Origin of the sequence: Agromyces sp. Leaf222 (assembly GCF_001421565.1) — a bacterium.
Lineage (GTDB): Bacteria > Actinomycetota > Actinomycetes > Actinomycetales > Microbacteriaceae > Agromyces.
Genome location: NZ_LMKQ01000002.1, coordinates 333,946 through 356,349, shown reverse-complemented (window position 1 = coordinate 356,349; position 22,404 = coordinate 333,946). Strand labels below are relative to the sequence as shown.

Genomic DNA, 22,404 nt, shown 5'->3' with positions numbered 1-22,404 from the left:
GCTCTCGTGTTCCACGGTTCGCCCGGCAGGGCGAGCACACCGCGGCGCGACCCGCCGACCATCGCGGGCGTGGGCCCGCGCGTGGCGCCGGCATCGCCGGCAGGCGCGGACCCGCACGGCGTCAGGCCAGGGTCGTGGCGCCGAGCGCGGCGTAGACCGCCCGCGTGTACGCGTCGCTGCGGGGCGAGCCGATGATGCCCGGCGACATCCGGTTCATGACGTAGGCGAACGTCGTGCGGCGCTCGACGTCGTTGATGACGATCGACCCGCCCCAGCCGCCCCAGAACGCGACCCGGCCCTCGGGGATCCACGGCGTGCTCGCCGGATTCGACACGGCGAATCCGAGCCCGAAGCGGAGCGGCAGCCCGAGCACGAGGTCGACGTTGTCGGTGTGCTCCGCGAAGATGCGATCGATCGTCGCGGGCGAGAGCAGGCGCACGCCGTCGAGTTCTCCGCCGTTCGAGACGAGGGCGTTGAGGCGGGCCACCGAGCGGGCGTTGCCCTGCCCGCCGGCGCCGCCGACGCCCGCGGCGCGCCACTCGCGCGTCCAGGTGACCTCGGCGTCGAGCGGTGGTCCCGTGTAGGTCTTGAAGGCCGGGGAGTCGGGCGGGATCGCCGAGAAGTCCAGCGTCCCCTGCGGCGGCACGACGTTGCTCACGCGGTGATCCTCAGACTCGGGCAGGCCGAGCCAGAAGTCCGCGCCGAGCGGGCCGGCGAGCTCCTCGGCGACGAACGCGCCGAGCGAGCGTCCGGTGATGCGGCGCACGAGCTCCCCGACGAGGTGGCCGTAGTCCAGCAGGTGATAGCCGGATGCCGCGCCCGCCGGCCACCACGGCGGCTGCGACGCAAGACGGGCCGCCGCGGCATCCGCATCGAGGATGTCGGCGCCCGTGATGGGCTGCGCCCACCCCGAGACGCCCGAGGTGTGCATGAGCACGTGCTTCACGAGCACGCCCTCCTTGCCGGCCGCGGCGAATTCGGGCCAGTAGTGGGCGACGGGCTGCTCGGGGTCGAGCTCGCCGCGGTCGATGAGCACGAGCGCGGCGAGCGCGGTGACGGTCTTCGAGATCGACCACACGTTCGTGATCGTGTCCCGCTGCCATTCGCGCTGCTGCTCGGGATCGGCCCAGCCGCCCCAGAGGTCGACGACGGGCTCGCCGTCGACGATCACGGCGAGCGACGCGCCGAGTTCCGCACCCGACGCGAGCCGGCGTTCGAACTCATCGCGGAGGCCGGTGAAGTCGTCGTGCACGTGTCCGTGGATCGGTGCAGCACCGGGCGCGGTCGCAGCGCCGGTGCCGGGCGAGGGCGCAGCGCCGGCGCCGGGCGCGGGCGCGGAACCGTCTACAGGAAGGGGAAGGCTCATCGTCGAGGCTCCTCTGGTCGAGTCGTCAGCCGTGTCGAACGAAGTGTTCAGGGCTCGATTCGCGAGCATACCGCGCGGTCGGTATGCTTGTCACGCGCGGCGTCGTCACGACCCGCCGGGCACGTCGAGGAGGACGCGCATGCAGATCACGGGAGCGGTGCTCGAGACATCCGGAGCCGAAGCGCCATTCGCGCGGTCGCGCCCGTTCACGGTCGGCACGCTCGAGCTCGACCCGCCCGGCACAGGCGAACTGCTCGTGCGCATCGAGGCCGCGGGCGTCTGCCACTCCGACCTCAGCGTCGTCGACGGCAACCGGCGGCGGCCGACGCCCATGCTCCTCGGCCACGAGGCATCCGGCATCGTGGAGCAGGTCGGCGTCGGCGTGACGGATGTCGCGGTCGGCACGCGCGTGGTCATGACCTTCCTCCCCCGCTGCGGCGCCTGCCCCGAATGCGCGAGCGACGGACGCCTGCCCTGTCGCACGGGCAGCGCGGCGAACGCCGAGGGCACGCTCGTCGGCGGCGGCATCCGCCTGCACCGCGACGGCGAGACCGTGCACCACCACCTCGGCGTCTCGGCGTTCGCGAGCCACGCGGTGGTCAGCCGCACGTCGGTGGTGCCGGTCGACGATGACGTGCCGGCCGAGGTCGCCGCACTGCTCGGCTGCGCGGTGCTCACGGGCGGCGGCGCCGTCATCAACGCGGGCCGGCCCGCGCCGGACAGCCGCGTCACGGTCGTCGGCCTCGGCGGGGTCGGCATGGCGGCCCTGCTCGTCGCCGTCGCGCTCGGCCACGAGGTGATCGGCGTCGACGCGCTGCCCGCGAAGCTCGAGACGGCCATGAGCCTCGGCGCGAGCGCGGCCTACGCGCCCGACGAGGCGGTGCGCGCGGCATCCGGAACCGACGCCGGCAGCCGCGCCGGCACCGGCACCGGCACGGGCCCCACCAGCCCAGCGGATGCCGCGGCGCGGGCACCCCTCGTCATCGAGGCCGCCGGCTCGGCGAGGGCGTTCGAGACCGCGTTCGCCCTCACCGCACCCGGCGGCACCACGGTGACCGTCGGCCTGCCGGCACCCGACGCCCGCGCGACGCTCTCGCCGCTGACGCTCACCGCCGAGGCGCGCACCGTCATCGGCAGCTACCTCGGATCGGCCGTGCCCGCGCGTGACATCCCGCGCTACGTGGAACTCTGGCGCGCGGGACGCCTGCCCCTCGAACGTCTCGTGTCGTCGCGCATCCGCCTCGACGAACTCGACACGGCCATGGATCGCCTCGCCGCAGGCGGGGAACTCCGACAGCTCATCACGCTCGGCTGACCCCGCTCCGGCAGGCCCCGCCGAACCACCCCACGAAAGGAACGACGCATGACCCGCACCGCCATCGTCACCGGAGCCGCGCGCGGCATCGGAGCCGCGACCGCCCGCCGACTCGCCGCCGACGGTTATGCCGTCGCCGTGCTCGACCTCGACGCGGCATCCTGCGCCGAGACCGTCGCCGCCATCGAGGCCGACGGGGGCCGCGCGATCGCGGTCGGCGCGAACGTCGCCGACTCGGCCGCCGTCGCGGCTGCCGTCACCCGCGTCGCCGACGAGCTCGGGGCGCCGACCATCCTCGTGAACAACGCCGGCATCCTGCGCGACAACCTGCTCTTCAAGATGACCGACGACGACTGGGACGCCGTGCTCGGCGTGCACCTGCGCGGCGCGTTCCTCATGACGAGGGCCGTGCAGGCACACCAGGTCGAGGCGAAGTGGGGCCGCATCGTGAACCTCTCGAGTACCTCGGCGCTCGGCAACCGCGGCCAGGCCAACTACGCCGCCGCGAAGGCCGGCATGCAGGGCTTCACGAAGACGCTCGCGATCGAGCTCGGCCGCTACAACGTGACCGCGAACTCGGTCGCTCCCGGCTTCATCGCGACCGACATGCTGCGCCAGACGGCCGAGCGCATGGGCATCACGAACGAGCAGCTGCTCGAGGGCGCGGCCAAGGAGATCCCGGTCGGCCGCGTCGGCCAGCCAGAGGATGTCGCGGCCGCCGTGTCGTTCTTCTGCTCGGATGCCGCGTCCTTCGTCTCGGGCCAGGTGCTCTACGTGGCGGGCGGGCCGAAGGCATGAGCGCGACGCCCGTCTCCCCGCTCCGGCTCGCCTCGCCCGCCGACCTGCTCGACGCGGTCGGCACGGCCATCGGCCCCGGCGCCTGGTTCGAGGTCGACCAGGCCCGCATCGAGCGGTTCGCGGATGCCACGGACGACCACCAGTGGATCCACGTCGACGTCGAGCGGGCCGCCGCCGGACCCTTCGGCGCCCCGATCGCTCACGGGTTCCTCACGCTGTCGCTGCTCACCGCGCTCGCCACCCCGCTGCTCGAGGTCGACGGCGTCGCCATGGGCGTGAACTACGGCTTCGAGAAGGTGCGGTTCCTCCAGCCGGTCACCGCCGGGTCGTGCGTGCGAGCCGTCGGGACGCTCGCGTCGGCCGAGCGCACCGGCAGCGGCATCCGGGTGGTGCAGGACCTCACGGTCGAGATCGAGGGCTCCGACCGCCCGGCGCTGATCGCCCAGTGGGTGACGCTCATCGTGCCGGCGAGACCGCCGGTCGAGTAGCGCGCGACGCAGGAGCACGCGTATCGAGACCCAACCCGAACGGGCCTCGATACGGCTGCTCGCTCCGCTCGCGGCCTACTCGACCGGCGAGGCCACGGCTCGAGTAGCGCGCGACGCAGGAGCACGCGTATCGAGACCCAACTCGAACGGGTCTCGATACGGCTGCTCGCTCCGCGCGCGGCCTACTCGACCGGCGAGACCGGCGGACGCGCCTACACGCGCTCGAGCACGAGGGCCATGCCCTGGCCGCCGCCGACGCACATCGTCTCGAGGCCGTAGCGGCCGCCGGTCGCGGCGAGCCCGTTGATGAGGGTGGACGTGATGCGGGCGCCGGTCATGCCGAACGGGTGTCCGACGGCGATCGCGCCGCCGTGCACGTTCAGGCGCGACTCGTCGATGCCGAGCTCGCGCGCCGACGGGATCACCTGCGCCGCGAACGCCTCGTTGAGCTCGACGAGGTCGATGTCGTCGATCGAGAGACCGGCGCGAGTGAGGGCCAGGCGCGAGGCCTCGACGGGTCCGAGGCCCATGATCTCAGGCGAGAGTCCGCTGACCCCGGTGGAGACGATACGGGCGAGCGGCTGCAGGCCGAGCTCGTCGACGATGCGGTCGGAGACCACGACCACGGCGGCCGCGCCGTCGTTGAGCGGGCAGCAGTTTCCGGCGGTCACGGTGCCGTCGGGGCGGAACACCGGGTCGAGCCCGGCGAGCGCCTCGATCGTGACGCCGGCGCGCGGGCCGTCGTCGGCCGAGACCACCGTGCCGTCGTCGAGCGTCACGGGGGTGATGTCGTTCGCCCAGAATCCAGAGGCGATCGCGGCCTCGGCGCGCTGCTGGCTGCGGGCCGCGAAGGCGTCCTGCTCGTCGCGGGTGACGCCGCGGAGCTCCGCGACGTTCTCGGCCGTCTGGCCCATGGCGATGTACGCGTCGGGCAGCAGCCCGTCGAGACGCGGGTCGCGCCAGGGGCGCAGGCCCGCGGCATCCGCCCCACCTGCTGCCCGCGCCTCGGTGCGCGCGATGGCGTCGTCGAAGCGGGCGTTCGTGAGCTTCGCACCCGGGATGTAGTCGCTCGAGCCGACGCCCATGTTCGAGACCGACTCGACCCCCGCCGACACGAACACGTCGCCCTCGCCAGCCTTGATCGCGTGGAACGCCATGCGCGTGGTCTGCAGGCTCGACGAGCAGTAGCGGTTGACGGTCGTGCCCGGCACGCCGTCGAGGCCGAGCAGCACGGCAACGATGCGGGCCATGTTCATGCCCTGCTCGCCGCCCGGCATGCCGCAGCCGAGCATGAGGTCCTCGACGCGGGTCGGGTCGAGCCCTGGCACCTTGGCGAGCGCGGCTTCGACCATGCGCGCGGTGAGGTCGTCGCCGCGGAGGCCGGCGAGCGACCCCTTGCGGGCGCGGCCGATGGGCGAGCGGGCGGTGGCGACGATGTAGGCCTCGGTCATGCGGCGGTCTCCTCAGGCGTGGGTTCTCGGGTCGGGTGGGGTGGGCGAGCGGATGTCGCGGGGCGGCGTCGCTGGTCGAGTAGTGGCGGAGCCGCGTATCGAGGCCTGTGCGGTTGCTGGTCTCGATACGGCGCCGGGGCGCCTACTCGACCGGCATCCGCTCGCTCAGACGAACGCGGCGATGCCCGTGATGGCTCGGCCGACGATGAGCGTGTTCATGTCGTAGGTGCCCTCGAAGGTGTAGACGGCCTCGGCGTCGGCGAAGAAGCGTGCGGCGCCGTGGTCGAGTTGGATGCCGTTGCCGCCCATGAGCTCGCGGCTGCGGGCGACGACCTCGCGCATCTTCTTCGTGGCGAAGGCCTTGGCCATGGCCGAGTGGTGGTCCTTCTGGGCGTCCTCGTCGAGCATCTCGCTCACCCGCACGCAGAGCGCGATCGACGCCGTGATGTCGGCGAGCGAGTCGGCGAGCTTCTGCTGCACGAGCTGGAACGAGGCGATCGGCTTGCCGAACTGCACGCGGGTCTTCGTGTAGGCGAGGGCGGCCTCGTAGGCGCCGACGGCGACGCCGATCGCCTGCCACGCGACATCCGCTCGGGTCAGTCGCAGCACGATCGCGACGTCGCGGAAGCCGTGGATCTGCTGCAGCCGGTCGGACTCGGGCACGATGACGTCCTCGAGCACGATGTCGGCGTTCTCGACGGCGCGGAGCGACTGCTTGCGCTCGATCTTCGTGGCGGTGAAGCCGGTGGCGGGCTGGCGCACGAGGAAGCCCTTGACCTGGTCGTCGGCCGTGTCGCGCGCCCAGATGACGACGACGTCGGCGAAGGTCGCGTTGCCGATCCAGCGCTTGGCGCCGTTCAGCACCCACTCGTCGGTGCCGTCGGCGGTCGTGCGACGGGTCGCGGTGGTCTCGAGGCCCTTCGCGGTGTCGGAGCCGTGCAGCGGCTCGGTGAGCCCGAACGCGCCGATGAGCTCGCCCCGGGCCATGGGCGCGAGCCACTCGTGCTGCTGCTCGGGCGAGCCGCCGACGGCGATCGCGTTCATCGCGAGACCGGAGTGCACGCCGATGAAGGTCGCGGTCGACGGGTCGACGCGGGCGATCTCGAGGGCGACCCAGCCGCGGTAGACGGCGGAGTTCTCGAAGTGCGCGACCTCGGGGATGCCCGAGCCGAAGAGCCCGAGCTCGGCGAAGCCCGGAATGAGGTGGCGGGGGCTCGTCGTCGCCTCCCACCGGTCGTCGGCGCCGGGGCGCACCTCGCGCTCGAGGTAGTCGCGGATCTCGGCGACCGAGGCCTGCTCCACGGGGGTGAGCCGGCGCATGAAACCGTAGAAGTCGGCGTCGAGCACGGCGGCCGGGGTGCCGGCCGTCACGGCGCCTGCGGTCGCGCCGGCTGCGTCGTCGGAAGGGCTGCCGGCAGTGGACTGCGGGTCGAGTGTGAGCGTCATCGCTTCTCCGTTCGTCGGTGAACACGTCCACTATGCATCATTTTCCAGAATGTTGCATGTGAATCCTCGAAGGAGGGTTAGAGTTCCGGCATGCCGACGACGACCGGAACCACCCACGAGATCGCCGAGGTGGGCCTGCGTGCCGCACCCTCGTGGCTCTCCGAGCGCCTCGCCGACGGCGCCCACGCCGACGCGGTGCGCGCCTTCGAGCTCGCCCGTGAGACCTTCATCAGCGGTCGGCGCATCGACATGGGCTCCCTCGCGACGACCCTCGGCGTCGACCGCACGTCGCTGTTCCGCTGGGTCGGCAACCGCGATGCCCTGCTCAGCGAGGTGCTGTGGTCGCTCGCCGCGCCGACGCTCGTGCTCTCGGAGCACGCGACCGAGTCGCTGCACGGCGCAGAGCGCGTCGCCGAGCAGCTGTCGAGCTTCGCCGGGGCGCTCATCAGCGCCGACTACTTCCGCGACTTCCTGCGCCGCGAGCCCGCCAGGGCACTGCGCCTGCTCACCACCACCGAGAGCGAGATCCAGCGCCGCTACGTCGCCACGGCGCGCTGGCTCGTCGAGCGCGAACTCGGCGATCGCCCGCTCGGCGGCGCCATCTCCACCGACGAACTCGCGTACCTGCTCGTGCGCGTCTCGGAGTCGTTCACCTACGCCGACCTCATCGCGGGCGACACCCCGAGCGAGGCTCGCGCACGGCGCGCGTTCCGCATCCTGCTCCGGGCGGACTGACGGGTGCCGACGATGACGCACCGACCCGAGCGCCGCCCGTTCACCACGCGCTGGAACGACAACGACCAGTACGGGCACGTGAACAACACCGTCTACTACGAGGCCATGGACACGGCCGTGAACACGTGGATGATCGAGCACGCCGGCCTCGATCCGCTCGGCGACGAGCCGATCGGGCTCGTCGTGTCATCGAACTGCGAGTTCCGCGCGTCGGCGTCGTTCCCCGAACCGCTCGAGGTTGCGATCGGCGTCGAGCGCCTGGGCTCGTCGAGCATCACGTGGTCGCTCGGCATCCACCGCGCAGGCGAGACGGAGGCGATCGCCGAGGGCCGCTTCGTGCACGTGTTCGTCGATGCGGCGACGCGTCGGCCGGTGCCGATCCCGGGCGGCATCCGTTCCGAGATCGAGGCCCGCCTGCTCGCCTGAAGGCACCGGTTGAGCGGATGCCGCGGCATCCGGTTCCCGAACATACCGACCGCGCGGTATGCTGTCACGACGAGCCGCTCACGTGCTCGGGTACGCACCGCAGGTGCGGGCACCACGGCGGTGCCGGAAAGGCGATCGACGATGACCGACACCCCAGGGCTGAACCTCGCGGGCTTCTCCGAGTGGCTCTCCGAGGCGCACCCCAATCTCGTCGGCGGCCCGGCCGAGGCGCAGACCGCGACCCTCATCGCCGGGGGGCGCAGCAACCTCACCTATCGCGTCGACGGCCCGCGCGTGCCCCTCATCGTGCGGCGCCCGCCCCTCGGCCACGTGCTCGCCAGCGCCCACGACATGGGCCGCGAGCACCGCGTGATCAGCGCGCTCGCGGGGTCGGGCGTGCCGGTGCCGCCCGCGGTCGACCTCGTCGACGACACCGAGGCGGCCCGCGTCACGGGCACCCCGTTCTTCGTCATGCACGTCGTCGACGGCGTCGTGCTCGCGAGCCCGCGACAGAACGCCGACTACACGGCATCCGGGCTGCACGGGCTCGGGCTCGAGTTCGCCGCGACCCTCGCGCGACTGCACACGCTCGACGCGGCATCCGTCGGCCTCGCCGACTTCGGCCGCCCCGACGGCTACCTCGACCGGCAGCTGCGCACCTGGCGGCGGCAGCTCGAGGCATCCCGCAGCCGCGAGCTGCCCGAGCTCGACCGGCTGCAGCAACGGCTGGAAGAGCGGATGCCGCCGGCGGGCGACATCCGCAGCGGCATCGTGCACGGCGACTACCGTCTCGACAACGCGATCATCGCCGGACCGGCCGACGCGCCCCGCATCGCGGCGATCCTCGACTGGGAGATGGCGACCCTCGGCGACCCGCTCGTCGACCTCGGCATGCTCGGCATGTACTGGAACATCGCCTCGCTCGCGCCCGATGCCGTCGGCCTCACCCGCAGCGCCGTCGACCCCGCTGCCGGGTACCCCGAGTTCGACGAACTCGTCGACCACTACGCGCAGGCCGCCGGAATCCGCACCCCCGACCTCACCTGGTACCGGGCGTTCGCGGCCTACAAACTCGCCGTGATCCTCGAGGGCATCCACTACCGCTACCGCCAGGGGCAGACCCTCGGCGAGGGCTTCGACCGCATCGGCCAGCTCGTCGAACCGCTCGCGAGCACCGGGCTTGGCCACACCACCGATTCGACCACCACGAACTCGACCACCACGAACTCGACCACCACGGGAGTCTGACGCATGGATTTCAGCCACGACCAGCGCACGCTCGACCTCATCGACCGGGTCGAGGCTTTCGTGCACGAGCGGGCGATCCCGGCCGAGCGGGTGCTCGACGAGCAGCTCGCCGCGACGCCCGGCGAGTGGCGGTTCCGGCCCGTCGTCGACGAACTGCGCACGGCCGCCCGCGCCGAGAGGCTGTGGAACCTCTTCCTCCCCGGCGAGCGCGGGGCGGGCCTGACGAACGTGCAGTACGCGCCCCTCGCCGAGGCCACGGGCTGGTCGCCGCGGCTCGCGCCCGTCGCCTTCAACTGCGCCGCACCCGACACCGGCAACATGGAGGTGCTCGCCGACTTCGGCACGCCCGAGCAGCAGGCCGAGTGGCTCGACCCGCTGCTCGGGGGGCAGATCCGCTCGTCGTTCTGCATGACCGAGCCGGATGTCGCGTCCAGCGACGCCACGAACATCGCCACCCGCATCCGTCGCGATGGCGACTCGTACGTCATCACCGGCCGCAAGTGGTGGTCGACGGGCGCGATGAACCCGGATGCCGCGATCTTCATCGTCATGGGGCAGACCGACCCCGATGCCGAGCGCCACCGTCGGCAGTCGATGATCCTCGTGCCCCGCGACACCCCCGGAGTGCGCATCATCCGCCCGCTCACCGTGTTCGGCTACGACGACCGCGACCACGGCGGCCACGCCGAGATCGCGTTCGACGACGTGCGCGTGCCCGCGACGAACCTCATCGCCGGTGAGGGCGAGGGGTTCGCGATCGCGCAGGCCCGCCTCGGGCCCGGACGCATCCACCACTGCATGCGCGCCATCGGCATGGCCGAACGCGCCCTCGCCCTCGTGCAGGAGCGCGCGAACACCCGCGTCGCGTTCGGCCGCCCGCTGGCCGAGCAGGGCGTCGTGCGCGAATGGGTCGCCGAGTCCCGCATCCAGGTCGAGTCGCTGCGCCTGCTCGTGCTGAAGACCGCCTGGCTCATGGACACCGTCGGCAACCGCAAGGCGATGACCGAGATCCAGGCCATCAAGATCGCCGTGCCCCGCGCCGTGCAGCAGATCCTCGACCGCGCCATCCAGCTCTTCGGCGCCGCCGGACTCTCGAGCGACCAGCCCCTCGCCGAGATGTTCGCCGGCGCCCGCTCGCTGCGCCTGGCCGACGGCCCCGACGAGGTCCACCTCAACGCCCTCGGCCGCGCCGAGCTGAGGGCGCCCCGCCGCTGACGTTCTTCGGCGTCGACGCCGAGCCCCGCACCATCAACGACGATGAAAGGAACCGCCCCCATGTCCCCCACCCCCAGCGCGCCCGCGCACACCCACCCCGCCGACCCTGCCGTCGACGGCGACGGCTTCGGCACGCTCTCGGTCGCGAGCATGCTCGCCGAGTCCGCCGTCCGCACGCCGGCCCGCGCCGCGCTGCACTTCATGGGCCAGACCATCGACTACGGCACCCTCTGGGACCAGAGCCGCGCCTACGCCGGCGCCCTGCGCGACCGCGGCATCGGCCGCGGTGACCGGGTCGCGATGCTCGTGCCCAACGTGCCCGACTTCGCCCGCGTCTACTACGCCGCCCTCGCCCTCGGCGCGGTCGTGGTGCCCGTGCACCTGCTGTTCAAGGCCGAGGAGATCGAGTACGTGCTGCGCGATTCTGGCGCCGACGTGCTCGTCGCCGCGGGGCCGCTGCTCGGCGAGGCCGTGCCCGCCGCGACGGCCGCAGGCGTGCCGCTCATCACGGTGCTCACGCCGCCCGTCGAGGCCGGCGGGCCGGACCTCCCTCGACTCGAGGCGGAGGCCGCGGCATCCGCCCCCATCGACCGGCACGTGTCGGTGCGCCCGACGGATGCCGCGACGATCCTCTACACGAGCGGCACGACGGGCACGCCGAAGGGCGCCGTCGGCTCGCACCTCGCGATCGTCGAGCAGGTGCACTGCGCGCTCATCGACGCGTTCGACATGCGCGCCGACGACGTCGTGTTCGGCGGGCTGCCGCTGTTCCACACGTTCGGGCAGACCGCCGTGATGAACATCGCGTTCCGCAAGGGCGCGTCGATCATCCTGCTGCCGAAGTTCGACCCCGACCAGGCGCTCGAGCTCATGAACGCGCACGGCGCGACGGTGTTCACGGCGGTGCCGACGATGTTCGTGGGCATGGTCGAGGCCGCCCTGCGCTCCGAGGCGCGGCCGCCGCTGCGCTACGCCGTCTCGGGCGGGGCGGCGCTGCCCGTCGCCCTGCTCGAGGCGTTCGAGCGCGCGTTCGGCGCCGAGGTGCACGAGGGCTACGGCCTCACCGAGACCTCGCCGACGGTGTCGTTCAACATGGTCGGCGAGCCGATCCGGCCGGGCACCGTCGGCCGCGCCTACTGGGGAATCGACGCCGCCATCGCCGACTCCGAGGTCGAGGGGCGCATCGCGTTCCTCGAGGAGCCCGGCGCCCTCGGCGAGATCGTCGTGCGCGGCCACAACCTCTTCAAGGGCTACCTCGGGCGACCGGATGCCTCGGCCGAGGCCGTCGTCGACGGCTGGTTCCGCACGGGCGACCTCGGCACGATCGTCGACGGGATCATCACGATCGTCGACCGCAAGAAGGACATGATCGTGCGCAACGGCTACAACGTGTACCCCACCGAGGTCGAGGCCGTCATGATGCGGCATCCGGATGTCGCCATGGCCGCCGTCTTCGGCATTGCCGACGACACGCACGGCCAGGAGGTGCACGCCGCGGTCGTCGCCCTCGACGGGCACGAGGTCGACCCCGAAGCGCTCGTCGCCTTCACCAAGGAGCGGATCGCCGCCTACAAGTACCCGCGCGTCGTGCACGTCGCCGACTCGCTGCCCCTCGGCGGCAGCGGCAAGGTGCTGAAGCGCCAACTCGTCGAGCAGTACTCCCCCGAGGCGGTGCGCCAGGCGAGGTGATGCGCGGGCGGCTGCGCGGCGGCGTGCGTTCGGGCGGGTGCGGGTCGGTGCGGGTCGGTCGCAGGCTCGATCGCTCGCAGAGCCGATCACCCTGCCTCGCCTGGAGCGGATGACGTACCCTCACCGAGAATGCTCGCGGGCGGGTCTTACGGGAATCGCGACGGGCCGAGCCAGCGTGTCACCCATCGCGATGGCATGCGCGGCCAGTGCGGCCCCGGGGAGGACCGGCTATTGCGGCCTGGTGGCTCCAAGTACGGTCAGCGGACCCTCGTCGGGGGTCGGGGGCTCGAAGTGATCGAAATACTCGGCCGCGAGGTCCGCAGCGAGTGCGTAGTCGTCCGCGTGCTCATGGCCGCGTGCCTGCATCCGTTCAAGCGCAACTGCTCGTGGCGTCGCGAGGTAGATCGTTTCGGGTACCACTCCGAGCGGTCGCAGCAGGTCACGATACGCGAGGCGAGATCGTCTCGACCAGAGCGAGAAGTCGACGACAACATCGACACCGGCCTTGACCAGTGCGACGAGGCGGTCACGGAGTTCCCGCTCGATCTCTTCATGTACCTCGGCCGGGAGAGGCATCACATGGATCCCACGTCGCCAGGCTTCCCGGTCGAACGAGAGGCGGGTCATGCCCTTCGCTTCGAGTTCTCTGGCGACGGTCGATTTTCCGGATCCCGCCGGCCCGCACATCAGAACGACCCTGCTCACCCGCTCGACTCTAGTTCCATCACCGATAGCGGATGCGCTTGCTGACGTCCGATCACGGACCGGCTTGGCTGAGTCATTCGATCACGATCTCGACGGGCATGTTGCCCTGGGTCGCGTTCGAGTAGGGGCAGACCTGATGCGTTGCGTCGACCAGTGCTCGGGCGGAACCTTCCGCAATGTGCTCGGGCAACTCGACCCGAAGGACAGTTGCAAGTGTGAAGCCCGAGCCGCCCACCCTTGGAACCAGGCTCACTTCCGCGGTGACTGCCACGTCCCGCGTGTCGATCGCCATGCGCTTCGCCACTATCCCGAGCGACGTCGAGAAGCAGGCTGCGTACCCCGCAGCGAACAGCTGTTCTGGATTCGTCCCCTCACCAGTACCGCCCATCTCCTTCGGCATGGCGAGCATGACGTCGAGCCGGCCGTCTGATGTGACGGCACGGCTGTCCCGTCCCGAAGACGTGGCCACGGCGGTGTATATCGCGTTCATGGGGTAGCTCCTCAAGCTGTATTGGCAGCAACTTAGTTGTACACAACTCAAATGTGTGCTGTCAAATTGACGTAAGATGCTCCCCATGGGAGTCCTGCCCGATGATCTAGCCTGCTTTGCGGTGCATGTCGCTGCACGAGAGCTCGACAACGCCTACCGGCCCGCGCTGCGCGAGTTGGGGCTCACTTACCCGCAGTACATGGCCATGCTCGTGTTGTGGGATCGCGATCCACAGACGGTCAAAGAACTCGGCGCCGCGCTGCGATTCGACTCTGGCACGCTGTCACCGCTGCTGAAGCGGCTCGAGGCGGCCGGTTTCGTGACGCGCGAGCGCAGCACCACCGACGAGCGATCCGTGCTGGTGCGCCTGACCACACCAGGCCGCAAGCTCGAGGAACGGGGGAAGGATCTCGTGGCAAAGGTCTTCAGCACGTTCCACTACAGCGATCGCGATGCCGACCATCTGCACGAGGAGATGCGCAAGCTCGTCGCCGCCCTTGATGAACGCGCCGCGGAGTTTGTGCCCGGAGCGCGAGGATGATGAGGTCTTCGTCGCTCGAGGAGAGCAGGCGGGCCGAGCTGTTCCCAGTCCATTCGAGTGCCGGACGAACGTTCCACCACGTAGACGCGGGGTAGAGACCCGACGTCACAAAGCGCGGGCGTGTGCCGCGCAGAGGTATCGGGCAGCGAATGCAGCTCGTTCTCGTTCGACAACGGCTGGGTCCGCGTGCCATTCCACGTCCAGTGCGCTGGTGAGGTCGTCGGTAGGGCCGCCGAGTCCTGGCGTGCAGGTATGGCGAGTAGTCGATGTTCCCGGTGTCGGGATCCGTTCGATCCGGAGTGCTCGCCGTGAGACTTCTTGTCTGAACAGGTTTCTCGATTGGTGTCGGATTCGCGCGGAGTCGTTCGTTGACTTCATGAACGGCCCCCAACGTGGGTGCCGAAGTCATGGAGAACCAGGCAAATGAAACTTACGACGATCACGCAGCTCACTCTTGACGGAGTAACTCAGGGCAACGGCGGCCCAACTGTTGAAGACCTCGAGGGAGGATTCGAACGCGGCGGATGGGCGAGGGGAGCGGGTGACGACACGACCCGCGACCACATTGCCGCGACGTTCCAGCGGGCCGATGCGTTCCTCTTCGGCCGTCGAACATACGACATCCTCCACGAATTCTGGGGCACCATCGAGGACCTGAAACGACACCCAATTGGAGTGGCGTTGAACTCGAAGCCGAAGTACGTGGCATCCAGAACACTGACGGAACCGGAATGGCCGAACACAGCAGTCCTCGGAGACGACCTCTTCGCCGCCATCACGGAACTGAAAGCCAGCGGCGACGGCGAACTGCAGGTACACGGAAGCAGCCGTCTCATCCAGTGGCTCCTCGAGAAGGACCTCGTCGACGAAATGGAACTCATCATCATCCCCGTGGTCCTGGGGCAGGGAGCCCGACTCTTCGCAGACTCAGGTCGAGACATCGCGATGAAGCTGGCCGACTCGCGTTCCGATTCCAAGGGAGTGATGATTCAGACATATCGGCCGACTGGCCGCCCCAACTACGCAACCTTCTGATGCCGTCCGATCGAGGTACACGGCGTAAACCTGATCCGCGTCCGGGACGGCAGATCGTCGAGGCGCGCGGCTACGTGAAGAACTCAGGAGATGCGGGCTGTGAAACGACCGCACACAGCGCTCCCTGCGGATCGCGGATCGCCCCGCGTCGAAAAACGCCTGAGAGGCTGTAGACATGGCGGTCATCGACGACGTTCAAGCGCTGGGCGCGGAGTTGGAGCGCTCCTACCATGCCACCGTGCGCGGGCGATTGAAGTTCCGCGTCGGTCAGATGGTCTACGTCGCGTTCTCCCTCGACCAGCGCGTGATGGGGTTCGCCTTCCCGAAGGAGGAGCGGGCAGCGCTCGTCGCCGGGAATCCACGCAAGTTCCAGATGCCCTCGGACTCGGATCTGCGCTTCAACTGGGTCCACGCCGATCTCGTAGCCCTTGAGCCGGCCGAGGCCCGCGAGCTCGTCGTCGATGCCTGGCGCATGGTCGTCCCGGCGAAGATCTCCCGCGCCTACGACCTCGCGCATCCCGCGGGCCCGCAATGACACTGACGAGCCGCACGCTGACATGAAACCGAAGGAGAGGATCTTCAGATGCAGTACTTCATTTCCGTGATCGATGACAAGAGCAATCCCGGCAGCTTGGACAAGCGGCCGGGGATCAGCGCGTTCAACGAGCGTCTGATCGCCGACGGCTATTGGGTGTTCGCGGGCGGACTCGCAGACCCTGACGCGGCCACGGTCATCGACAACCGGGGCGAGGAGCCGGTGATCAGCGACGGACCCTTCGTGGAGTCGAAGGAGTACCTCGCCGGCCTCTGGGTGTGGGAGGCGCCCGATCTGGATGTGGCGCTCGCCCTCGCAGCAGAGGCTTCGAAGGTCTGCGACCGGAAGATCGAGGTGCGACCGTTCGCGTGAGCGACGTCGAGGACGCGATCACCCGGGCCTACCGTGACGAGTGGGCCCGGGTGGTCGCCGGCTTGACCCGACGCTTCGGCAACCTCGACCTCGCCGAGGAGGCTGCGGCCGAGGCCTTCGCGACCGCTGTCGCCCGGTGGCCGGCCGACGGCGTGCCACCAATCCCAGGCGCCTGGCTCACCACCACGGCGAACCGCAAGGCCATCGATCGACTGCGGCGCGAGAACCGACGCGACGCCAAGCACAAGGAGGCTCTGATGGTGTCCGACAACACCCCACCGGAGTCGATCGGTGCCATCGATGACGACCGGCTCCGGCTGATCTTCACCTGCTGTCATCCGGCGTTGGCGATGGAGGCCCGGGTGGCGCTGACCCTGCGCATGATCGCTGGTCTGACCGTGCCAGAGATCGCTCGCGCCTTCATCGTGCCCGAGAGCACGATGGGGCAGCGGATCACCCGCGCGAAAGCCAAGATCAAGGCGGCTCGCATCCCGTACCGGGTGCCGTCGGCGGCGGATCTCCCCGACCGCGTCTCCGCTGTCCTCGCCGTGCTCTTCCTGGTCTTCAACGAGGGCTACATGGCGACCGGCCCCGACACTGGCCCGGTACGTGCCGACCTGACGGCCGAGGCGATCCGGCTCACGCGCCTGGTCCGTGACCTGATGCCGGAGGACGGTGAGGTGACCGGGTTGCTGGCGTTGATGCTTCTCACCGAGGCCCGCAGCACAGCCCGGATCTCGGTCGACGGCGAACTGATCCCGCTCGACGAGCAGGACCGTGGCGCCTGGAACCCGGTGCTCATTGCTGAGGGTCATCGGCTGGTGCGCGAGCGCCTGGCCGCCGCCGCTACCGGTGAGGTCCCCGGTCGCTACCAAATCCTCGCGGCGATCGGTGCCGTGCACACCTCCGCTCGCGACATCCGCGACACCGACTGGTCACAGATCCTCGCCCTCTACGATCAGCTCGTGAACGTCGACCCGTCACCGATCATCGCCCTCAACAGGGCCGTCGCGGTCGCCGAACTCGACGGCCCGGACGTGGCACTTGCAACGGTCGATCGGCTCGAAAAGGGGTTGAACGGCTACCACGCCTTCCACGCCACCCGCGCCGACCTGCTGCGCAGGCTGGGCCGCACCCAAGACGCCCGCGCCGCGTATGACGAAGCCATCGATCTGGCGGGCAACACGGCCGAGACCGCGAACCTGACACGCCGCCGCGACCAACTGCAGTAGAGCAGACGGACCCAGTCGGCACCCGCAGCAAGCGGCGACTAGTCAGTGCCTTGGTCGAAGCTGATGTGCCTCAAGGAACTCGACGACCGCACGAGCGGGAGTGCGAAAGAATCGACGCCTCCAGTCGGATGCGCCCGCAGATGGATGGTCAGCGGGCAGCGCATGGCACCGCGCCACCCGCGCGCTGCTCGCCAATGAATGACGTCGGGCGAGTCGCCGGAGTCAGTACCGGTCCATGACGATCGATCCGAGCACGGCGTAGAGCTCTTCGATGTCCTCGGGCGAGGAGCCGGGCCGGAAGGACGCGTCGATGACGAGCGGCCCATGGTCGACGTCGACCAGGTAGACGATGTCCATCTGTCCCGCGACATGGTTGTCGTTCGGGCGATCGCCCGCACGGGCGCCCGGCCACGCCACGTAGACGCCGTCGTCGCACGAGGCAGGGTCGAGATCCGCGGGTACGGTCAGCTCGAGTCGGAGCGCGATGGTTCCACCGGCCTCAGAAGGATCGTCGACGATCAGCGAACGTGGTTCGGTAGCCGCACGGCCGTCCTGCGCCGAAAGCCCGATCCGGGGATAGGCCAAGAGGATGAGCTCGCCGCCACCGTCGTGGGTGTGGACGGCAAGGTCGATCGGACTCAGGTTCGCGGTTCGCCGGCATGGGTCCGAATAGACGCCGGAGGGCGTCCAGAAGCTGATCGCAACCTCGCCGGGCTGGCCGAGCTTCTTGCCGATGTAGACGCCACCGGTCGCCCACCCGGGTGGGATCGTGTACTCGACCGTGTGGAAAGCCGAAGCGTCCTGGTTCAGGTTCTTCAGAACGTGTGTCGTGCCGTCTTCCACGGGCAGCGGCTCTGCGCCATCGAATGCTGGAACAAGGAACGGCGTTTCGGTTGCGGTGGGTACGGAGGGCTGTGGAAATTCCGTTCCGCTCGGCGACGCGAACGGAACGAACGGCTCTGCGAGTGGCGTCGCCGTCGGTGCGGCGGACTCAGGCATCACTGTGCAAGCCGCAAGACATGCCACGATGAAGAGGATCGCGCCCGGAACTGCGGCGATCCGCGGCGTACCCCCTACGCCGGCGCGGCGGTTCGAGCGTGCGCCCATGGTTGCATTGTCCACCTCCGGGAGACACCCTTCAAGACTCGCCGGAGATGGCACCCTGCCGCCTCGTTCGCAGACGCGTAGGCGCCAGCACGCACAGAGGATCGGCAGGGGGACCCCCGCATTGTGGCGTCAGCCACTCAACGGCGTGCCCGGTTACGCTTGTGGAAGCGTCGCGTGCCGGTGGCAGACCGTGTCAGGCATGGAGGCGCCGAACCGAAGGACTGCGGATGCTCGCATCACTCCCTTCGTCGTCGCGTGGTTGAGCGCGACACGACCAGGCTCCTCGCCTGGAGCGTTGAACTGCGCACGGTGCACCAGCGTCTCCGAGACGCCCTCGCTGTCGCCCGAGAGGCCGTGCAGCACGGCGCAACGTCCGAGCAAGCCGGCCGTGACCTGCTGCTCTTCTGCCACGGCTTCTGCGCAGCTCTGGACGGACACCATCGCGGCGAGGACCGTGCACTGTTCCCGGCGATCGAGGAAGTGCACCCCCACCTCGCGCCGATCCTGCGGAATCTCGAGAGGGACCACTCGATGATCGGCCACCTCCTCGGCGGTCTCCGCGACGCCCTCGACCGCGCCGCTTCGCCTGCAGAGCTCGACCGGCATCTGGAGGGCGTGGCCGCGATCATGGAGAACCACTTCCGCTACGAGGAACGGCAGCTGCTCACCGTACTGGAGGACCTGCGACTGCACGCCGACGTGCGCGATGTCCTCGGACCGCTCTAAGCCGGACGGACTGCTCCGAAGTTGGGTCGGCCTACGCGGTGCCCAGGGCCGCAAGCGGACCCCTCTGAGGGACATCCGGTCACCGGGCCAGCTGACGAACCGACGGCATTCCAAGGTGCCCGGAAGGCACCTAGATTTGGCGTATGGGGCGCTTCTCTTCTCGGCCGGCGGTGCTGATCGCGATCAGTGGCATCCTGGCGACTGCTGCATATGCTGGGCTGGGCGCGTTGCAGATCCTGGTTCTCAACCCGCTGGCCGCTGCGCCGGGTCTCGCGCTCGATGAGATTCATGCGACGCTGGAAGCGGCAGGCGAGTCGGTGTCGCCGCTCCCCGTGATCATCTTCGTGGGCTTCGGTCTCCTCCTGGCTATCGGAGTCTGGCTGTACGCAGCCGCGGCGTCGAGCGCGTCGCCCCAAGTCGTCGCCGTCATCGTGCTGCTGATCCTCGCCTGCGGCGCCCCCGCCTACTTCGCAGCATCGTTCCCAGCAGGCATGGCGCTCGCGGATACGTTCGCCATCTCTGGCGGCGACCACTCACGCTGGGCGAACGTGCTGTACCTCACGAGCGCTGCCGCGTTCGTGGCGGCCATCGTCCTTCCGGTCGTCCTCGCGCTTCGGAGTCGCCGGGCCACGCCGAGCCCGCGACCGATGACCTGAACGCTGAGGCGAGGTCGCCTAGCCGAGCGCCGGTACGGCGTCCTCGATGAACGGCCGCAGCAGCCTCGTGTACTCCTGGACTTCCTCCGGGAGCCGCCGACGACCGGCGATGACCGGTGGGACACACTGCTCGCGACCGCGATCGCATGGGACGCGAAGCGGCGGAAGATCCGGCCGCCAGCATGGATGCGAAAGCCTGCGCTCTCGGAGGAGTGGCTGCCGGCAACACCAGGACGCCCCGCTGAACGGTACCTCGACATGATCCGTCAGACGGCGGAGCCGGAGTTCCGTGAGAAGGGCATCTTGATGCGGAAACGGGACCTCCTCGTTGCCTGACGACGAACCGAAGCTGTTCACCGCGAACGAACTGCTCGAGCTCCTCACCGAGCTCGGGGAACGTCTCGCTGCCCGCGCCGAGAAAGGTGGACGCCTACGTCGTCGGCGGCGCCGCGATCGCGGTACTCCTCGACTCACGCAAGAGCCGAGGATGTCGACGCACTCTTCTCGCGATCGGCAACGTTCAGCCTCGGACGCCGCTAGACCGCCGGCTCGGGGATGCCCTGGCGCACGTGGCGGGCGGTGATCACGAGATCGAGCACGCAGAGCCCGGCGACGAGGAGGAGGCATCCTTTGGTCACGGAGTCGGCGTAGGGCTGCACGAAGATCGGACCGGCCGCGACCCACCAGGTGAGCAGGACGACCCAGAGCACGTCTCCGACGATGCCGAGCAGCCTGGTCGTGCGCGTCCAGCGCCCCGCGACGAGGACGGCGATCATGCTCGCCAAGCTCGCCGCCCAGAGCACGAGTGCCCACGGAGCCCGTGTGGCCAAGAAGTCCTCGTCGATCACGAACGCGTCGAGCAGTGGCTGCGGCAGCCCGGGCCACCATCTGGCGAGGTTGATCGCGGCCACCAGGGCCGCGATGCCCACGAGAGCGCCGGCGATCGCGAGCACGTACAGCGGGCGACGGATGCTGTCGCGGTCGAGCATCGCGGCAGCTCGGGGCGTCCACTCCGGGGCATCGGCGCCGCGCCGCGCCGCGATCACCGCCGCGACGATGCTCAACGAGACGAGCAGACCGGGCCACCAGAATGCGCCCAGCCCCGCGGACAGCCACCAGGTGCCGAGTCGGCTGAGCCAGTCGTCGCCGGCACCGGTCGCCGGGGCGGTGTAGGTGGCGATGAGCGTGATCACCCATTGGACGCCCACGCCGACGAGCGAGACCCAGGCGAAGCGGGGCGCGTCCGCGGGGCGGATGATCGTGAATCCGGTCGGCCGGTAGCGGTCGGCCACCTCGGCGGGTCGCCCGAAGCTCGCGAGCAGTTCGAGCGTCGCCTCCGTGTCGGGCTCGCTGTCGCCGGCACGCCCGCGCAGTTCCTCGGTCAGCAGCGAGTGCAGTTCGAACCCGACGTCGGCGCGCTGCTTCCTCGGCAGGTGGCGCACGACTTCGGCGACGTAGGCCTGTATGAGGGCATCCGGCTTCATTGCTTCTCCCCATTCAAGAGCTGGGACATCACGTGTGCGAGAGAGCCCCACGATGCGGACAGCTCTCGGTAGAGCTCGGCGCCGCTGGCGCTGAGCGAGTAGTAGCGACGCGGTGGGCCGTTCTCCGCGCGCCACTGCGAGGCGAGGAGGCCCTGCGCCTCGAGCCGTCGCAGCAGGGGGTAGAGCGTGCCTTCTTCGATGGGCATCCCGCGCTCGACGAGCGCCTGCCGCAGCGAGTAGCCGTACTGCTCTTCGCGCAACTGCGACAGGACGGCGAGCACGAGGACGCCCTTGCGGAGGTCCTGCTCGTGCTTCGCGAGGTCTACCATGCCGAATACACTACATAGAGCCACACAGTACTGCAATCATCGATTCACCGCTCGAGGCGTGGGGTGGCGATGCGGAGCCGGCGCGCCTCGCGCAGCGTGTCCTCGAGGACGGCCTGCGGCTCGATGGCGTGCGGATCCGTGTGCGCCGCGAGGCTCCGCTGCGCGATCGGGACCAGCGCGGTCGCCCAGCCGGACAGTGCCGCGACCAGGCTGGGCAGTCGGTACGGCAGTATGGCGCTGCGGTGCCGGCGGAGGTCGACCCCTCGAGCCTCGAGCACGGGGAGCAGCTCGCGAGTCGTCAGGAACGCGTCGCGGAACGCTCGACGGTCTCCGATCATGTTCGCCAGCGACCCGCTCCGCATCCCCTGGTCGAACATGCCGGCGTCGGCGATGAAGTGGAGCCATAGCCACCCGCGCATGTCCTGCTCCTGCCGAACGCCGAGACCGACCCGCCGGAAGGCTGCGAGCACCTCCTGCTCCCGCCGCGTCGGCGAGGCATCCGTCGTGCCGATGATGACGGATGGCAGCATCGCGCCCCACAGCACGCCGTCCTGCCCGAAACCGCCACCCGCCTGCGGGAACCCGAACACGACTCGATCGGCCGGAAGCGGCGCGACCGCGGTCAGCGGTTCCTCCCAGAGATTGCCGAACACCAGCACCGTCGCCGTGCCCAGCCGGGGAGCGAGGAACTCGGCCGCCTCGGCGAGACGATGGTGGCCGACGCTGAGCACGATCAGGTCGAAGCCGTCGCTCGGGTCGATGGATTCGCGCAGCGGCGTTCGGAACGACTCACGAACGCGACGGCCGAACGGCCTGCGGCGTCCGTCGATCCAGTCCAACTGCACCTCGCCGCCGTACTCCGCGGCGCGACCCGGACGCACGTAGAACTCGACGTCGTGCCCGGCGGCGTGAAGCACCCGACCGTAGATCGTCGCGATGACTCCGCGACCGAACATGAGAATGCGCATGACGTGCTCCCTCCATAAGATGGAGCTTGTCTCCAGTTATGAGGATA

The 22,404-nt window shown here is 69.8% G+C and carries 24 protein-coding genes; 15 read left to right on the top strand and 9 right to left on the bottom strand.

From position 1 onward, the window contains the following. Nucleotides 1–121 precede the first annotated feature (121 nt). The gene (locus ASE68_RS16505) at nucleotides 122–1,366 is read right to left on the bottom strand and encodes a serine hydrolase (RefSeq protein WP_082462461.1); all 1,245 of its coding nucleotides are present in this window, start codon (nucleotides 1,364–1,366) and stop codon (nucleotides 122–124) included. A 139-nt stretch (nucleotides 1,367–1,505) separates the two neighbouring features. Between ASE68_RS16505 and ASE68_RS16500 the strand changes: the two genes are divergently transcribed. The 3 genes from ASE68_RS16500 to ASE68_RS16490 are packed head-to-tail and all read left to right on the top strand — an operon-like array spanning nucleotide 1,506 to nucleotide 3,967. Continuing rightward, nucleotides 1,506–2,681, top strand: a complete 1,176-nt coding sequence (locus tag ASE68_RS16500; RefSeq protein ID WP_055862205.1) for an alcohol dehydrogenase catalytic domain-containing protein — start codon at nucleotides 1,506–1,508, stop codon at nucleotides 2,679–2,681. A gap of 48 nt (nucleotides 2,682–2,729) precedes the next feature. Next, nucleotides 2,730–3,479, top strand: a complete 750-nt coding sequence (gene fabG / locus ASE68_RS16495) for a 3-oxoacyl-ACP reductase FabG (RefSeq protein ID WP_055862202.1) — start codon at nucleotides 2,730–2,732, stop codon at nucleotides 3,477–3,479. Further along, on the top strand, nucleotides 3,476–3,967 hold the full coding sequence (locus ASE68_RS16490; RefSeq protein ID WP_055862200.1) for a MaoC family dehydratase: 492 nt from the start codon (nucleotides 3,476–3,478) through the stop codon (nucleotides 3,965–3,967). The genes fabG and ASE68_RS16490 overlap by 4 nt, the downstream gene beginning before the upstream one ends. A gap of 212 nt (nucleotides 3,968–4,179) precedes the next feature. Here the strand turns inward: ASE68_RS16490 and ASE68_RS16485 are convergent, their stop codons facing one another. Next, nucleotides 4,180–5,418, bottom strand: a complete 1,239-nt coding sequence (locus ASE68_RS16485) for an acetyl-CoA C-acetyltransferase (RefSeq protein ID WP_055862198.1) — start codon at nucleotides 5,416–5,418, stop codon at nucleotides 4,180–4,182. A gap of 165 nt (nucleotides 5,419–5,583) precedes the next feature. Next, entirely contained in the window at nucleotides 5,584–6,864 is a 1,281-nt protein-coding gene (locus ASE68_RS16480; protein WP_082462429.1) for an acyl-CoA dehydrogenase family protein, read from the bottom strand. Between the two features lie 90 nt (nucleotides 6,865–6,954). Here ASE68_RS16480 and ASE68_RS16475 point away from each other — a divergent pair, with 90 nt between their 5' ends. The 5 genes from ASE68_RS16475 to ASE68_RS16455 all read left to right on the top strand — a co-directional run bounded on the left by ASE68_RS16475 (nucleotide 6,955) and on the right by ASE68_RS16455 (nucleotide 12,177). Continuing rightward, nucleotides 6,955–7,599 (top strand): QsdR family transcriptional regulator, encoded by a 645-nt coding sequence (locus tag ASE68_RS16475; RefSeq protein WP_055862195.1) that lies wholly within the window; start codon nucleotides 6,955–6,957, stop codon nucleotides 7,597–7,599. A gap of 12 nt (nucleotides 7,600–7,611) precedes the next feature. Continuing rightward, nucleotides 7,612–8,025 (top strand): thioesterase family protein, encoded by a 414-nt coding sequence (locus ASE68_RS16470; protein WP_055862192.1) that lies wholly within the window; start codon nucleotides 7,612–7,614, stop codon nucleotides 8,023–8,025. 141 nt (nucleotides 8,026–8,166) lie between these two features. Continuing rightward, nucleotides 8,167–9,273, top strand: a complete 1,107-nt coding sequence (locus ASE68_RS16465; protein WP_055862189.1) for a phosphotransferase family protein — start codon at nucleotides 8,167–8,169, stop codon at nucleotides 9,271–9,273. A gap of 3 nt (nucleotides 9,274–9,276) precedes the next feature. Further along, entirely contained in the window at nucleotides 9,277–10,488 is a 1,212-nt protein-coding gene (locus tag ASE68_RS16460) for an acyl-CoA dehydrogenase family protein (RefSeq protein WP_055862185.1), read from the top strand. A 60-nt stretch (nucleotides 10,489–10,548) separates the two neighbouring features. After that, entirely contained in the window at nucleotides 10,549–12,177 is a 1,629-nt protein-coding gene (locus ASE68_RS16455) for an AMP-binding protein (protein ID WP_082462428.1), read from the top strand. A gap of 228 nt (nucleotides 12,178–12,405) precedes the next feature. Here ASE68_RS16455 and ASE68_RS16450 read toward each other — a convergent pair whose 3' ends face one another. Together ASE68_RS16450 and ASE68_RS16445 are read right to left on the bottom strand one after the other, a co-directional pair. Continuing rightward, on the bottom strand, nucleotides 12,406–12,882 hold the full coding sequence (locus ASE68_RS16450) for an ATP-binding protein (protein WP_235481067.1): 477 nt from the start codon (nucleotides 12,880–12,882) through the stop codon (nucleotides 12,406–12,408). A 73-nt stretch (nucleotides 12,883–12,955) separates the two neighbouring features. Further along, entirely contained in the window at nucleotides 12,956–13,372 is a 417-nt protein-coding gene (locus tag ASE68_RS16445) for an organic hydroperoxide resistance protein (protein ID WP_055862182.1), read from the bottom strand. Nucleotides 13,373–13,457: 85 nt separating this feature from the next. On the opposite strand from ASE68_RS16445, the gene ASE68_RS16440 reads away from it, so the two are divergent. The 5 genes from ASE68_RS16440 (at nucleotide 13,458) to ASE68_RS16420 (ending at nucleotide 17,087) form a co-directional block, all read left to right on the top strand. Further along, the gene (locus tag ASE68_RS16440; RefSeq protein ID WP_157421733.1) at nucleotides 13,458–13,913 is read left to right on the top strand and encodes a MarR family winged helix-turn-helix transcriptional regulator; all 456 of its coding nucleotides are present in this window, start codon (nucleotides 13,458–13,460) and stop codon (nucleotides 13,911–13,913) included. A gap of 423 nt (nucleotides 13,914–14,336) precedes the next feature. After that, a complete protein-coding gene (locus tag ASE68_RS16435) occupies nucleotides 14,337–14,948 on the top strand; it encodes a dihydrofolate reductase family protein (protein WP_055862180.1) in 612 nt (203 codons plus the stop codon). 175 nt (nucleotides 14,949–15,123) lie between these two features. Continuing rightward, nucleotides 15,124–15,483 (top strand): MmcQ/YjbR family DNA-binding protein, encoded by a 360-nt coding sequence (locus ASE68_RS16430; RefSeq protein WP_055862179.1) that lies wholly within the window; start codon nucleotides 15,124–15,126, stop codon nucleotides 15,481–15,483. A 48-nt stretch (nucleotides 15,484–15,531) separates the two neighbouring features. Next, on the top strand, nucleotides 15,532–15,855 hold the full coding sequence (locus ASE68_RS16425) for a YciI family protein (protein ID WP_055862177.1): 324 nt from the start codon (nucleotides 15,532–15,534) through the stop codon (nucleotides 15,853–15,855). Next, on the top strand, nucleotides 15,852–17,087 hold the full coding sequence (locus ASE68_RS16420; RefSeq protein ID WP_055862175.1) for an RNA polymerase sigma factor: 1,236 nt from the start codon (nucleotides 15,852–15,854) through the stop codon (nucleotides 17,085–17,087). Before ASE68_RS16425 ends, ASE68_RS16420 begins: the two co-directional genes overlap by 4 nt. A gap of 222 nt (nucleotides 17,088–17,309) precedes the next feature. Here the strand turns inward: ASE68_RS16420 and ASE68_RS16415 are convergent, their stop codons facing one another. Next, the gene (locus ASE68_RS16415) at nucleotides 17,310–18,194 is read right to left on the bottom strand and encodes a hypothetical protein (protein ID WP_157421732.1); all 885 of its coding nucleotides are present in this window, start codon (nucleotides 18,192–18,194) and stop codon (nucleotides 17,310–17,312) included. A 354-nt stretch (nucleotides 18,195–18,548) separates the two neighbouring features. Between ASE68_RS16415 and ASE68_RS16410 the strand changes: the two genes are divergently transcribed. After that, nucleotides 18,549–18,920, top strand: coding sequence for a hemerythrin domain-containing protein (locus ASE68_RS16410; protein ID WP_235481065.1), 372 nt, complete (start codon nucleotides 18,549–18,551; stop codon nucleotides 18,918–18,920). Nucleotides 18,921–19,063: 143 nt separating this feature from the next. Further along, nucleotides 19,064–19,576 (top strand): hypothetical protein, encoded by a 513-nt coding sequence (locus ASE68_RS16405; protein WP_235481063.1) that lies wholly within the window; start codon nucleotides 19,064–19,066, stop codon nucleotides 19,574–19,576. Nucleotides 19,577–20,112: 536 nt separating this feature from the next. Here ASE68_RS16405 and ASE68_RS16400 read toward each other — a convergent pair. The 3 genes from ASE68_RS16400 to ASE68_RS16390 are packed head-to-tail and all read right to left on the bottom strand — an operon-like array spanning nucleotide 20,113 to nucleotide 22,357. Next, nucleotides 20,113–21,060: a hypothetical protein gene (locus ASE68_RS16400; protein WP_055862167.1), complete on the bottom strand. Its 948-nt coding sequence runs from the start codon at nucleotides 21,058–21,060 to the stop codon at nucleotides 20,113–20,115. Beyond that, a complete protein-coding gene (locus tag ASE68_RS16395) occupies nucleotides 21,057–21,389 on the bottom strand; it encodes a PadR family transcriptional regulator (RefSeq protein WP_055862165.1) in 333 nt (110 codons plus the stop codon). Before ASE68_RS16395 ends, ASE68_RS16400 begins: the two co-directional genes overlap by 4 nt. A gap of 44 nt (nucleotides 21,390–21,433) precedes the next feature. Next, nucleotides 21,434–22,357, bottom strand: coding sequence for a ketopantoate reductase family protein (locus tag ASE68_RS16390; protein WP_055862164.1), 924 nt, complete (start codon nucleotides 22,355–22,357; stop codon nucleotides 21,434–21,436). Nucleotides 22,358–22,404: the final 47 nt, after the last annotated feature.